The 13,694-nt window shown below is 67.8% G+C and carries 9 protein-coding genes; 7 read left to right on the top strand and 2 right to left on the bottom strand.

The genetic code is table 11. The annotated features are described in order from the left end of the window. Positions 1 to 222: response regulator (locus tag RT567_RS07475; RefSeq protein WP_313575463.1), on the top strand; the 222-nt coding region annotated here is incomplete at its 5' end. Between the two features lie 54 nt (positions 223 to 276). Then, entirely contained in the window at positions 277 to 1,962 is a 1,686-nt protein-coding gene (locus RT567_RS07470; protein ID WP_313575462.1) for an AmpG family muropeptide MFS transporter, read from the top strand. A 79-nt stretch (positions 1,963 to 2,041) separates the two neighbouring features. On the opposite strand, the gene RT567_RS07465 is transcribed toward RT567_RS07470, so the two are convergent. Continuing rightward, positions 2,042 to 4,321, bottom strand: coding sequence for an NADP-dependent malic enzyme (locus RT567_RS07465; RefSeq protein ID WP_313575460.1), 2,280 nt, complete (start codon positions 4,319 to 4,321; stop codon positions 2,042 to 2,044). A 99-nt stretch (positions 4,322 to 4,420) separates the two neighbouring features. Further along, positions 4,421 to 5,311 carry a diaminopimelate epimerase gene (dapF, locus tag RT567_RS07460; RefSeq protein ID WP_313575458.1) on the bottom strand — a complete coding sequence of 297 codons (891 nt, stop codon included), beginning with the start codon at positions 5,309 to 5,311 and terminating at the stop codon, positions 4,421 to 4,423. 49 nt (positions 5,312 to 5,360) lie between these two features. Between dapF and RT567_RS07455 the strand changes: the two genes are divergently transcribed. The 5 genes from RT567_RS07455 (at position 5,361) to RT567_RS07435 (ending at position 13,559) form a co-directional block, all read left to right on the top strand. Beyond that, complete coding sequence (locus RT567_RS07455) at positions 5,361 to 6,164, top strand: potassium channel family protein (RefSeq protein ID WP_125900726.1); 804 nt, start codon at positions 5,361 to 5,363, stop codon at positions 6,162 to 6,164. 110 nt (positions 6,165 to 6,274) lie between these two features. Continuing rightward, complete coding sequence (locus tag RT567_RS07450) at positions 6,275 to 8,446, top strand: prolyl oligopeptidase family serine peptidase (protein ID WP_313575456.1); 2,172 nt, start codon at positions 6,275 to 6,277, stop codon at positions 8,444 to 8,446. Between the two features lie 18 nt (positions 8,447 to 8,464). Then, a complete protein-coding gene (locus RT567_RS07445) occupies positions 8,465 to 10,681 on the top strand; it encodes a prolyl oligopeptidase family serine peptidase (RefSeq protein WP_313575454.1) in 2,217 nt (738 codons plus the stop codon). Between the two features lie 80 nt (positions 10,682 to 10,761). Next, positions 10,762 to 11,514 carry a DUF1223 domain-containing protein gene (locus tag RT567_RS07440; RefSeq protein WP_313575452.1) on the top strand — a complete coding sequence of 251 codons (753 nt, stop codon included), beginning with the start codon at positions 10,762 to 10,764 and terminating at the stop codon, positions 11,512 to 11,514. Between the two features lie 77 nt (positions 11,515 to 11,591). Further along, positions 11,592 to 13,559: a potassium transporter Kup gene (locus tag RT567_RS07435; RefSeq protein ID WP_313575450.1), complete on the top strand. Its 1,968-nt coding sequence runs from the start codon at positions 11,592 to 11,594 to the stop codon at positions 13,557 to 13,559. Positions 13,560 to 13,694: the final 135 nt, after the last annotated feature.

The raw sequence follows: 13,694 nt of genomic DNA, 5'->3' as shown, positions 1-13,694 counted from the left end.
CCGCGCCTGGACGGGCCGGGGGCGGCGCGGGCGCTGCGGGCGCGCGGGGATCACACGCCGATCATCGCCCTGACCGCCAACGCCTTCACCGAGGATCGCGTCGCCTGCCTTGAGGCCGGGATGGACGATCATCTGGCCAAGCCGCTGGAGGCGGATGCGCTGCGCGTCGCCCTGGCCCGCTGGACGAACGCCGCCAACCGCGCCAAGGTCGCCGCTTCCTGATCTGCCAGTAGTCCGTCGTCCGTATCGCCCGGCGGCGCCCCGCCGGAGCCACGCATGACCGATTCCAAGACGCCCGCTTCCGAGGTCGCGGCGCTGCAGCCGTCGCCCAAAGGGCTGGGCGTGCTCAAGGCGGCGTTCCGCGAGCGGCGCACCCTGGCCATGTTGCTGCTCGGCTTCTCGGCCGGTCTGCCCTTCGCCATGCTGTTCGGCACCCTGAACGCCTGGCTGTCCGACGCGGGCGTATCGGTGGCGACGATCGGCGTCCTGTCGTGGGTCGGGCTGTTCGGCGCCTTCAAATTCCTGTGGTCGCCCGCGGTCGGACTGACGCCGCCGCTGATCGGTCGGATGGGCCGGCGTCGGTCGTGGCTGATCCTGTGCCAGATCGTGCTGGCGGGCGCGCTAATGACCATCTCCCTGTCGCATCCGGGGACGGGGGCCATCGTGGTGTTGGCGGGCGCCGCCGCCCTGGGCGCCTTCGCCTCGGCGACCCAGGACATCGTCATCGACACCTGGCGGATCGAGGTGGCCGACGAGCGGACGCCGGTCGACCTGCTGTCGACCGTCTATCAGTTGGGCTTCCGCACGGCGGCGCTGGTCGGCGGGGCGGGCGCCCTGGTGCTGGCGGATCAACTGGGCTGGTCGGCGACCTTCGTCATCGGGGCCGGGCTGATGGGGCTGGGCCTTCTGGGCACGCTGATCGCGCCCGAGCCCAAGGCCGCGCCGCGCGCCGCCATCGCGCGCGAACGCATCGGCTCGCCGCGCCTGCGCAAGGCGGCCCTGGCCATTACGCTGGTCGCCTGGGCCTGGGCGGCCTTCATGCTGGTGCGCTTCATGGTCACGGCCCTGACGGTCAAGCCCGCGCCCAGCGCCGGAGAATTCACCGCCGTCTGGGGGCCGTGGATCGTCGGCATGGCGGTGATCCTGCCGGCCGTCCTGGCTGGAATCATCGTCTGGCGCGGCGGCAAGTCGGCCCCGTCATCGTCGCCGTCGAGCGCTAAGGGTTCGAGTTTCGCGGACACCCTCTACGACGCCATCCTGGCGCCCCTGGTCGAGCTGATGGGGCGTTTGGGTTGGGGCGCCGTCATCGTGCTGGGGCTGATCCTGACCTATCGCATCACCGACGGCGTCTGGGGGCCGTTCGCCTTCCCCTTCTACATGGGGGACACGGGCGGGGCGCTGGGCCACACCAAGACCGAGATCGCCCTGGCGTCCAAGACCTTCGGCGTGGTCATGACCATTGTCGGCATCGCCCTGGGCGGTTGGGCGTTGCTGGTCATCGGGCGGATGGCCAGTCTGCTGCTGGGCGCGGCCCTGTCGGCGGCGACCAATCTGTTGATGATGGATCTGGCCATGGGCGCGCCGGTGATCGGCGGCTTCATGAGCGTGACGGGCCTTTACAAGCTGTTCGGCGCCTTCGGCGTGGGCGAGCCCCTGGCGCGGCTGATGATGGCAATTGCGGGCGAGAATATCGCGGGCGGCTTCGCGGGCGCGGCCTTCGTGGCCTATCTGTCGGCCCTGTCGAACAAGATGTTCGGGGCGGTGCAGTTCGCCGTCTTCACCTCGCTGGCCCTGCTGATTGGCACCCTGGGGCGCGGCGCCCTGGGTGAATTGATTGAGCGTCAGGGCTATGCCGCCATGTTCGTCATCGCGGCCTGGCTGGGCGTTGTGGCGGTTGTGTTCTGCGCGATGGAGTGGGGGCGTCAGACGATGGAGCGCCGTCGCCTCAACCTCGATTCCTAGAGGCTGGAACGCCCTGAGCTGGAACGCAAAGAGGCGGCCCGAAGGCCGCCTCTCAACGTGGTCGCGATAGAGCGGACGATCAGTCCTCGATCTCCACCCCTTCGGCGTAGGCGGCGAAGGTGGCGGCGGTGATGATCTCGCCGACCGAGGCGCCCAGGGGCACGATCTGCACCGACTTCTCGAGGCCGACCAGCAGGGGGCCGATCACCGTGGCGCCGCCCAGCGACTGGACCAGGCGGGTCGAGATGGCCGCCGAATGGATGGCCGGCATGACCAGGACGTTGGCGTCTCCGGTCAGGCGCATGAAGGGATAGTTGGCGCGCGCCTCGGGGTTGAGCGCCAGCTCCGGCGGCATCTCGCCTTCGTATTCGAAGTCGACGTCCATGGCGTCCAGGATGCGGATGGCTTCGCGCACCTTCTCGCCGCGATCGCCGGGCGGGTCGCCGAAGGTCGAATAGCTGAGGAAGGCCACGCGCGGCTTGCGGCCCAGCTTCTTGACCGTGGCGGCGGCCTTGACCGCGATCTCGGCCAGTTCGGCGGCGTTGGGCAGTTCATGGATCGAGGTGTCGGCCACGAACAGGGTCCGGCCCTTGGCCAGCAGGATCGACAGACCGATCATGCGGTCCGTGACGTCCAGGACGCGGCGGACCTCCTTCAGGGCCATGTTGAAGTTGCGGGTCACGCCGGTGACCATGCAGTCCGCCTCGCCGCGCGCGACCATGGCGGCGGCGAAGTAGTTGCGGTCCTGGTTGATCATGCGCTGCACGTCGCGGCGCAGGTAGCCGCGGCGCTGCAGGCGGGCGTACAGCCACTCGACGTATTCGGCGTTCCGCTCGGACACGCGGGCGTTCATGACCTGAATGCCCAGGTCGTCGAAGTGGAGGCCGGCCTCGGCGGCGTTCTGGCGGATCAGCTCTTCGCGGCCGACCAGGACGGGCACGCCCAGATCAGCCTGCTTGAAGGCCCAGGCGGCGCGAATGACCGACTGCTCTTCACCCTCGGCGAAGACCACGCGCTGCTTCGGCCCCGAGCGCACGCTGGCCTGGATCTTCTGCATCAGGGCGGCGGACGGATCGACCCGCTGACGCAGGGCGATGCGATAGGCGTCCATGTCGGCGATAGGCTTGCGCGCCACGCCGGTCTCCATCGCCGTCTGGGCGATGAAGGGCGGGATGTACCAGATCAGACGCGGGTCGAACGGGGTCGGGATGATGTATTCCGGGCCGAACTTCAGCTTGCGGCCGCGATAGGCGGCGGCGACTTCGTCCGGCACGTCCTCGCGGGCCAGGGCCGCCAGGGCCTGGGCGCAGGCGATCTTCATCTCATGGTTGATCTGGCGCGCGCGCACGTCCAGGGCGCCGCGGAACAGATAGGGGAAGGCCAGGACGTTGTTGACCTGGTTCACATAGTCCGAACGGCCGGTGGCGATGATGGCGTCCGAACGCACCGACTTGACGTCTTCCGGGGTGATTTCCGGGTCCGGGTTGGCCATGGCGAAGATGATCGGATTGGGCGCCATGGAGGCGACCATGTCCTTGGAGATCGCGCCCTTGGCCGACAGGCCCAGCACCACATCGGCGCCGACCATGGCCTCGGCCAGGGTGCGCAGCGGCGTGTCGGTGGCGTGCGCCGCCTGCCATTGCGAGACATTGTCCCGGCCCTTGTAGATGACGCCCTGACGGTCGCAGATGACGGTGTTCTCGGCCTTGACGCCAGCGGCCTTCATCAGGGCGATGGACGACAGGCCCGCGGCCCCGGCGCCCGACAGGACGACCTTCAGGTCTTCCAGCTTCTTGCCGACGATATGGGCCGCGTTGATCAGGCCGGCGGTCGAGATGATGGCCGTGCCGTGCTGGTCGTCATGGAAGACGGGGATGTCCAGCAGATCCTGCAGCTGGGCCTCGATCTCGAAGCATTCCGGGGACTTGATGTCCTCCAGGTTGATGCCGCCCCAGGTGTCGCCGATGTTCTTGACCACGGTGACGAACTCGTCCGGGTCGGTGGTCTTCACCTCGACGTCGAAGCTGTCGACGTCGGCGAAGCGTTTGAACAGGACCGACTTGCCCTCCATCACCGGCTTGGACGCCATGTGGCCCAGGTTGCCCAGGCCGAGGATGGCCGTGCCGTTGGAGATGACGGCGACCAGGTTGCCCTTGGCGGTGTAGTCGTAGGCCTTGTCCACGTCCTCGGCGATGGCCAGGACCGGCACGGCCACGCCCGGCGAATAGGCCAGCGACAGGTCGCGCTGGGTCGCCATCGGCTTGGTCGGGGCCATGGAGATCTTGCCCGGGATCGGAGCGCTGTGGAACTCCAGAGCGTCGTCGTCGGAGAAGGTCTGTTTGTCGGTCAATTCGGGCATTTCGATCTCGGGAAGGGCAGGCGCACTTCGTTCCTAGATCGTGGGATGGGCGGGGACAACTGCTGACGCTGGGTCAAGGCCGATTGCGTGGTTTCTCCGTCACCCGGCAGGCAGGAGTCCTGTTCCTTCGATCTCGACCGGGCCGGTCATGAAAACGTGGCCGGACGCCTCGTCCCAATCGATGATCAGTTCGCCGCCGTCGACTGTCACGGCGGCCTTTCGGTCGGTCAGGCCGCGTCGCGCCGAGGCGACCAGGGCGGCGCAGGCGCCCGTGCCGCACGCCAGGGTCAGGCCCGCGCCGCGCTCCCACACCCGCAACCGAATGTGATCGCGGGCCAGCACGTCAGCGAAGCCGACGTTGACCCCTTCGGGGAAGAGGGGGTGGTGTTCGATCAGGGAGCCGGAGCTGCGCACGAAGGCGTCATCCTGTCGGTCGGTGAAGAAGACGACGTGGGGATTGCCCATTGAGACGGCGCCCGGCGTGTGCAGCACCGGGGCGTCGATCGGCCCGACCTGAAGCTCGATCCCGCGCGTGTCCATTTCCTCGGACAGAGGCACCTGGGTCCAGTCGAGGCGTGGCGCGCCCATATCCACGGTCACTTCGTGGATGGCCGCGGTCGTCGGCCCTTCGGAACCTCCCGATCCGACGCGGCCTGCCGCCCGGCGCGCCGTGGTCGGTCCGCCCAGGGTGTCGATGACCACCTCTTCCTTGTCCGTCGCCTCCAACAGCAGCCAACCGACGCAGCGCAGGGCGTTGCCGCAGGTCTCGACCATGGAGCCGTCCGCGTTCCAGACACGCATGAAGGCGTCGGCCGTCTCGGACGGTTCGACGCCGATCAACTGGTCGAAGCCGCCCAGGCCCGCCGCCGGATCGGCCAGGGCGCGCACCTGGTCCTCGGTCGGGTGGAAGGGCGCTTCGAAGGCCTGGACGACGATGAAGGCGTTTCCTGCGCCGTTCATGCGGATGTAGGGGCGGGCGGACTGGCTCATGATCGTCTTCATATAGGATTTTTCGCCGGTTCATGTATCGGTGGCGGCGATGACGTCTGACCAGAGCCAAACCGCCAAATCCGACGGGCTGCGGCTGAGGGCGCGTTTGCGCTACCTCTATCACGGCTCGCAGCCGGCGGCGGTGAAGTTCCGCCTGATGGTCATCGTCATCGATCTGATCATCATCGGCTTCTTCCTGGCCACGCCGATCCTGAAGGAGGCGGGCTGGGCCTTCTATGTGCTGGACTACCTGATCGCCGCCGTCCTGGGGCTGGATCTGGCGGCGCGCGCCTACGCCTATTCCGACATCCGGTCCTGGTTGAAGCGGCCGATCGTCTGGGTCGATCTGTTCGTCCTGGCGACCCTGCTGTTCCCGGCCTGGCTGGCCAATCTGGGCTTCCTGCGGCTGTTGCGCTTCTGGAGCCTGCTGAACAGCGACCTGTTCTGGCGCACCATCGGCCGCCGTTTCGACGACACGCGGGTCGAGGAGGTTACGCGCGCCCTGACGGCGCTGGTCACCTTCGTCTTCGTGACGACCGGCTTCGTCTACGCCTATTTCCGAGGCAAGGCCGAGCACATCAACGGCTATCTGGACGCCTTGTATTTCACCGTCGCCACCCTGACGACGACGGGTTTTGGCGACATCACCCTGCCCGGCAACTGGGGACGGGTGATTTCCATCGTCGTCATGCTGGTGGGCATCACCCTGTTCATCCGCCTGGCCCAGACCCTGATCCGGCCGCACAAGGTGAAGTTCCCCTGCCCCACCTGCGGGCTTCAGAAGCACGATCCCGACGCCGTCCACTGCAAGGCCTGCGGTCAGATTCTGTGCATCCCCGACGACGGCGACTGAAGCGCGTCCTGCGGCAAAAGATTACAAGCCCGTAAGATTACAGACGCTTGCCCCTCGCCCCCGCCCTCGCCAAGGTGCCGCGCGAAACATTCGTCCGTTGGGGGACACTCATGACCATCCGCTCGCTGGCGTCCGTCGCCGCCCTTCTTCTCGCCGCCGGAGCCGCACCCGTCGCCATGGCCCAAGCCACCGTATCCGCAAGCGCCGCCTCGACGGCTCCGGGCTTCGCCGTCAGCGACGCGACCGACCCCTACATCTGGTTGGAGGAGGTTGAGGGCGACCGCGCCATGGAGTGGGTCAAGGCGCACAACGAAACCTCGCTGGGCGTGCTGCAGGGCGATCCGCGCTATGAGGGCCTGCATCAGCAGGCGCTGGACCTGGTGCAGTCGCGCGACCGCATCCCCTCGCCCGGCTTCACCCACGACGGCCACGTCGACAACTTCTGGCAAGACGCCGAGCATGTGCGCGGCATCTGGCGCCGTACGACGCTGGCGTCCTATCGCACCGACGCGCCGCAGTGGGAGACGATCCTGGACATCGACGCCCTGTCGGCGGCCGAGGGCGCCAACTGGGTCTACAAGGGCGCGACCTGCCTGCCGCCCGAGGAACGCTACTGCCTGATCTCCCTGTCGGACGGCGGCAAGGACGCGGTGACGATCCGCGAGTTCGACAGCGTCACCAAGGCCTTCGTGGAGGGCGGCATCAACCTGCCGGAATCCAAGGGCGACGCCAGCTGGATTGACAAGGACACGCTGCTGATCTCGCGCGACTTTGGCGAAGGTTCGCTGACGGATTCGGGTTATCCGCGCACGGTGCGTTTGATGAAGCGCGGCCAGAGCGTCGATCAGGCGGTCGAGGTCTTCGCCGGCCAGCAGACCGACGTTGCGGTTTCGGGCTACACCCTGCGCGACGCGGACGGCGTGGTTCAGGCGGTGTTGCTGAACCGCGGGATCAACTTCTATGAGAGCGAGACCTGGCGTCTGAACGCCGACGGCTCGACGACCAAGCTGGAGCTGCCGCTCAAGGGCAATATCAACGCCCTGGTCGCCGGCCAGCTGGTGGTGACGACGGACCAGGACTGGACCGCGCCGTCGGGTCAGGACTTCAAGACCGGCGACGTCATCGCCTGGAATCTGCAGGCCTGGCTGGCTGATCCCAAGGCCTCGGCGCAACTGGTGATCCGTCCCGGCGAGCGCGAAGCGATCGAAGGCGTCAACGCCACCCGCAACAAGCTGGTCGTGGCCCTTTACGAGAACGTGCGCGGCTCGGTCTATGTCTATGACCCGGCCGACTGGAGCCGCACGCGCCTGGACCTGCCGCAGAACGTCTCGGTCGGCGTCGGCTCGGCGTCCGAGCGCGACGACAAGATCTTCGTCAGCGTCACCGGCTATCTGAACCCGTCCAGCCTCTATCTGGCCGATGCGGCGACCGGCGCGGTCGCCCTGACCAAGGCACTGCCGGACAAGTTCGACGCCAGCGGCATGCGCGTCGACCAGTTCGAGGCGCGCAGCGCTGACGGGACGATGATCCCCTATTTCGTCGTCCACAAGGACGCCATGGCGATGGACGGCTCGAACCCGACCCTTCTCTACGGCTACGGCGGCTTCCAGTCGTCGCTGCTGCCCGGCTATTCGCCGACGGTCGGCAAGCTGTGGCTGGAGCGCGGCGGCGTCTATGTCATCGCCAATACGCGCGGCGGCGGCGAGTTCGGACCGAAGTGGCACCAGGCGGCCCAGCAGGAGAACCGCCAGCGCGCCCACGAGGACTTCCAGGCCGTGGCTCAGGATCTGATCACGCGCGGCATCACCTCTCAGCCGCACCTCGGGATCATGGGCGGCTCGCAGGGCGGCCTGTTCATGGGCGCCATGCTGACCCAGCGCCCGGACCTGATCAATGCGGCGGTCATCCAAGTGCCCCTGTTCGACATGCTGCGCTTCCACAAGCTGCTGGCCGGCGCCTCGTGGATCGGTGAGTACGGCAATCCGGACATCCCGGAACAGCGCGCCTGGATCGAGCAATACTCGCCCTATCAGAAGCTGGCGGCGGGCCAGCCCTATCCGGAAGTCTTCATCCACACCTCGACCAAGGACGACCGCGTCCACCCCGGCCACGCCCGCAAGGCGGCGGCGCGGATGGAGGATTTGGGCTATCCGGTGCTCTTCTATGAGAACACCGACGGCGGCCACGCGGCCGGCGCCAACCTGCGCGAGACGGCCCGCCGCATCGCGCTGGAATACACCTATCTGACCCGTCGGCTGATGGATCAGCCGGCCCAGCCGTAACCGACGGAGCCCGAGATCATGATGAAGTCCCTGTTCCTGTCCGTCGCCCTGCCGGCCCTGATGCTGGCCGCCGCGCCCGCCCTGGCTGAGGGGGCGGCATCCGACCCGGTCGCCGCGTCCGCGACCAATCCGCCGCCGCACTTCCCGCGCGACCTGTCGCCTGAAGGGGTCAAGGCCGCCGACGACCATCTGGCGCTGGAAGAGGTGGACGGGGCCGAGGCCCGCGCCTTCGTCGCCGCCTCGAACGAAAAGGCTCTGGCCGCCCTGACCGGCGACCGCCGCTATGAGCCGTTCCGTCAGCAGGCCGAAGCCATTCTGACGGCGACGGACCGCATCCCCGGCGTCAGCTTCCTGGGCGAGGGCCTCGGCAATTTCTGGCAGGACGCCGCCAATCCGAAGGGCGTCTGGCGCCGCACGACGCTGGCCTCCTATCGCACGGCCCAGCCGCAGTGGGAGACCCTGCTGGACATCGACGCCCTGGCCAAGGCCGAGGGCAAGGACTGGGTGTTCAAGGGCGCCAACTGCCTGGCGCCGGACGAGACCCGCTGCCTGATCAATCTGTCGGACGGCGGCAAGGACGCCGTGACGGTGCGCGAGTTCGACCTGACGACGAAAACCTTCGTCACTCCAGAAAACGGGGGCGGCTTCGTCATCCCCGAGGGCAAGCACCGCATCAGCTGGCTGGACCGCGACACCCTGCTGATCGCCACCGACTTTGGTCCCGGCAGCCTGACGGAGTCGGGCTATCCCTACATCGTCAAATCCCTGACGCGCGGCCACCCGCTGGCGCACGCGACCGAGGTCTATCGCGGCCAGCAGTCCGACGGCGGCTACGGCGTCTCGCCCATGGTCTTCCGCGACAAGGCCGGGGCGGTCGAGGCGGTGCTGTTCAGCCGCCCGCTGGACACCTTCCGCTCGGAAATCTGGGCGCTGGGGGCCAATGGCAAGCCGCACAAATTGAACCTGCCGGAACGTGTTGCGGTTGAAGGCGTCATGGACGGCAGCCTCATCTTCTCGCCGGATCAGGCGTGGAGCTTTGACGGTCAGGACTACGCCGCCGGTTCGCTTCTGGCCCTGCCGATGGGCGTGCTGGGCGACGTGCGCCAGAGCATCCGCATCGACGCGAAGTCCGCGACCATCTTCACGCCGGGCCCGCGACAGTCGCTGCAGAACGTCAGCGTGTTCGAGGACAGCATCGTCGCCGTCATCGCCGACAACGTCGTCGGCACGCTGAAGCGCTTTGCGCCGTCCGCGAACGGCTGGACCGCGACCGAACTCGCCGTGCCGGCCAACAGCGCCGTGAGCCTGGGCGACAGCTCCAAGGCCAAGGGTCAGGTCTTCGTTTCGACGCAAGGCTTCCTGACGCCGCCGACGCTCAGCCTGGCGGACGTCTCGACCGGCGCTCTGACCGAGCTGAAATCGGCGCCCGCCAAGTTCGACGCCTCGACCCATGTGGTCGAGCAGTTCGAGGCGACCTCGACCGACGGGACCAAGATCCCCTACTTCGTCACCCGGCCCAAGAACCTGGCGATGGACGGGACCGGCCCGACCATCCTGTTCGGCTACGGCGGTTTCCAGGCCAGCTTCCCGCCCGCCTACAAGCCTGAGATGGGCAAGCTGTGGCTCGAGAACGGCGGCGTCTTCGTCCAGGCCAACATCCGCGGCGGCGGCGAGTTCGGGCCCGGCTGGCACCAGTCGGCCCTGCGCGAGAACCGCCAGCGCGCCTTCGACGACTTCGCCGCCGTGGCCCGCGATCTGGAGCAGCGGCGCATCACCAGCCCGCGCCATCTGGGCATCTACGGCCGCTCGAACGGCGGGGTGCTGACCTCGGTGTCGATCACCCAGCATCCGGAACTGTTCAATGCGGCGGTCATCGAAAGCCCGTTGATCGACATGCTGCGCTATCAGGAGCTGCCGGCGGGCGCCTCGTGGATGGGCGAATACGGCGATCCGCGCATTCCGGGCGACGCCGAATTCATCGCCCGCTACTCAGCCTATCAGCAGTTGCGGCCCGAGGTGAAATATCCGCGCGTCTACATCACCACCAACACGCGCGACGACCGGGTCCACCCCGGCCACGCCCGCAAGTTCGCGGCGCGCCTGGGCGATCAGGGCCACGACCACCTCTATTTCGAGGATACGGCCGGCGGTCACTCCAACGACGCCGACCCGGTCGCCAACGCCCGCCGTTGGGCGCGCCATTACGTCTATCTCAGCCAGCAACTGATGGACTGATTGTAACGCTCGTCGCGCCCGACGCGCCGCTCACGCATTTATGAGCGGCGTTATCGGGCCGAAGGGATAGGATCGCCGCCATGATGGCACGGGGCCTGTTCAGGTATGGGATGACGGCGGCGGTCGCAGGGGTGGGCCTGCTGGTCGTCGCCGCCGCGCCGTCGCGCGAGCGGGACGCGCCCGTCCAGCCGGTGGTGGTCGAGCTGTTCACCGCCCAGGGCTGCGCCGGATGTCCCGACGCCAACCGTACGGTCGAGACGGTGGCCGAGGATCCGGGCGTGATCGTCCTGACCTACGGCGTCGACTACTGGGACTATCTGGGTTGGTCCGACACTTTCGCTCGGCCGGAATTCGCCGAGCGTCAGCGCGCCTATCGCCAGGCCCTGAAGCTGCGGAACGTCTCGACGCCTCAGGTGGTGATCGACGGACGCCGTCATGTCTCGGGTGCCCGTTCGCCGGAGCTGAAGGCGGCGGTCGAAGCCGAGGCGCAAGGCCGGGGCTGGCCGCCCGAGATCGAGTTCCGCGAGACCGGCGACCGCGTCGGCATCGGTTCGGGCCGCCCGCCGCGCGGCGGGGCCGAAGTCGTCGCCGTCGTCTATCGGCCGGGGCAGCAGACGGTCGAGGTCAAGGGCGGCGACAACCGCGGCCGGGCCGTGACTCACGTCAATGTGGTGCGCGAGGTGCGCCGTCTGGGCGACTGGAACGGACGGCCGGTGCTGTTCCCCCTGCCCCAGGACGCAGGGATCGACGAAGGGGTGGTGGTGCTGCTTCAGGCCAAGGACGACCGTCGCATCCTGTCGTCCGCCGCGCGCCCGGAAACGGGGCGCGATTGAACCGCTGACGGAAAAGGTCTAAAGGCCCGCCGCTCTTGATGGGCGCGCGCCTCCTCGCGCGACCCGGAGAACATTGCATGGTCGGGGATACGCCCCGCGGCGACGCCGCGCCAACCGCCAACGCCTCCTCTCCCGCCAACGCCCAGACTCCGCCTTCCGGCGGTGCGGACGGTCACGGCGGCGGCAAGGCCAGCCATCGCGCCCTGATCCTGGGCGCCATCGGCGTGGTCTTCGGCGACATCGGCACCAGCCCGATCTACGCCCTGCGCGAGGCGACGGCCCACGCCCAGAAGGGCGTCGGCGGCGATCTGGCGATCATCGGCGTGGTGTCCCTGGCCTTCTGGGCGCTGATGGTCGTCGTGACGTTCAAATACGTCATGTTCCTGATGCGGGCGGACAACAAGGGCGAGGGCGGCACCCTGTCGCTGATGGCCCTGGCCCAGCACGCCATCGGCCGACGCAGCGCCTGGCTGTTCGTCCTGGGCGTCTGCGGCGCGGCCCTGTTCTACAGCGACGGCGTCATCACGCCCGCCATCTCGGTCCTGTCGGCGGTCGAAGGCCTGCAGGAGGCGCCAGGCCTGAACGGGCGGCTGGACCCCTTCATCCTGCCGCTGGCGGCGGGCATCCTGATCGCCCTCTTCCTGGTCCAGTCGCGCGGCACGGCCGGCCTGGCCAAATTCTTCGGCCCGATCACCCTGATCTGGTTCCTGTCGCTGGGCCTGCTGGGCGTGGTCCATATCTTCGACGACCTGTCGATCCTGAAGGCCCTGTCGCCCTACTATGGGATCAAGCTGCTGATCGCCGACGGCTTCCTGGGCTTCGTCATCCTGGGCAGCGTCTTCCTGGCCGTCACCGGCGCCGAGGCGCTGTATGCGGACATGGGCCATTTCGGCAAGGCGCCGATCCGCCAAAGCTGGCTGTTCATCGTCCTGCCGTGTCTGACGCTCTGCTATCTGGGCCAGGGCGCCTTCCTGTTGTCGCACCCCGGCGCGGCGGACAACCCCTTCTGGAACATGGTGCCGCAGCTGGCCTACTGGCCCATGCTGATCCTGGCTACGGCGGCCACTGTGATCGCCAGCCAGGCGATGATCACGGGCGCCTTCTCGGTCACGCAGCAGGCGGTCCAACTGGGCCTGCTGCCGCGTATCGACATCCGCAACACCTCCGAGACCCAGGCCGGCCAGATCTATGTGCCCGCGATCAACAGCCTGCTGCTGGTCGGGGTGCTGTTCGTCCTGGTCAGCTTCCAGTCGTCGCACAATCTGACGGCCGCCTATGGCGTGGCGGTGACGGGGACCATGATGGTCAACACCCTGATGGCCTTCACCGTCGTGCGTCACAAGTGGAAGTGGTCGTGGTGGGCTATCCTGCTGACGCTGGTGCCGTTCGGCTTCATCGACGCGGTCTTCCTGACCTCCAACCTGCTGAAGATCCCGGCGGGCGCATGGATGCCGCTGGTGCTGGGCGGGGCCCTGGTCATGCTGATGTGGACCTGGGTGCGCGGCTCCCAGATCCTGGCGGACAAGACGCGCAAGGACAGTCTGCCGCTGAACGATCTGATCGAGATGCTGCGCGCCCGTCCGCCGCACCGCGCGCCGGGCACGGCCATCTTCCTGACCTCGGACCCGGACGTGGCGCCGGTGGCCCTGATGCACAATCTCAAGCACAACAAGGTGCTGCACGAGAAGAACATCATCCTGACGGTTCACACCTCGGACCGGCCGCGCGTGCCGGATCTGCAGAGGGTGGCGGTCGAGCCGATCAGCGATGATTTCAAGCGACTGACCCTGACATTCGGCTATATGGAGACGCCGAACGTGCCGCGCGCCCTGGGCCTGTGTCGCAAGCAGGGGCTGAAGTTCGACATCATGTCGACCAGCTTCTTCCTCGGCCGACGCTCGGTCGTTCCCTCCGCCCGCCAGGGCATGCCTCTGTGGCAGGACAAGCTGTTTATCTTCCTGATGCGAAACGCCGCCAATCCGACCGACTTCTTCCGTATTCCGCCCGGCCGCGTGGTCGAGCTCGGCACCCAGGTGTCGGTGTGAGCGGGGGAACGCCCAAGGGCAGAAGCTCCGCCGCGCGCGGCCGCCGCATCGCCGAAAAGGCGCGCGGCCCGCGTCGTGAACCGGCCCCGCATCCGGTCGCGGATGATCCGCACGCCGACATCGGCGTCGAGGCGC

The organism is Brevundimonas sp. (genome assembly GCF_032107865.1).
Classification (GTDB): Bacteria; Pseudomonadota; Alphaproteobacteria; order Caulobacterales; family Caulobacteraceae; genus Brevundimonas.
This window is presented reverse-complemented; position numbering and strand designations above follow the sequence as displayed.

Coding starts and splice junctions, on each gene's coding strand:
- RT567_RS07470 (WP_313575462.1), top strand. CDS start 277: ATGACCGATTCCAAGACGCCCGCTTCCGAGGTCGCGGCGCTGCAGCCG.
- RT567_RS07465 (WP_313575460.1), bottom strand. CDS start 4,321: ATGCCCGAATTGACCGACAAACAGACCTTCTCCGACGACGACGCTCTG.
- dapF (WP_313575458.1), bottom strand. CDS start 5,311: ATGAGCCAGTCCGCCCGCCCCTACATCCGCATGAACGGCGCAGGAAAC.
- RT567_RS07455 (WP_125900726.1), top strand. CDS start 5,361: ATGACGTCTGACCAGAGCCAAACCGCCAAATCCGACGGGCTGCGGCTG.
- RT567_RS07450 (WP_313575456.1), top strand. CDS start 6,275: ATGACCATCCGCTCGCTGGCGTCCGTCGCCGCCCTTCTTCTCGCCGCC.
- RT567_RS07445 (WP_313575454.1), top strand. CDS start 8,465: ATGATGAAGTCCCTGTTCCTGTCCGTCGCCCTGCCGGCCCTGATGCTG.
- RT567_RS07440 (WP_313575452.1), top strand. CDS start 10,762: ATGATGGCACGGGGCCTGTTCAGGTATGGGATGACGGCGGCGGTCGCA.
- RT567_RS07435 (WP_313575450.1), top strand. CDS start 11,592: ATGGTCGGGGATACGCCCCGCGGCGACGCCGCGCCAACCGCCAACGCC.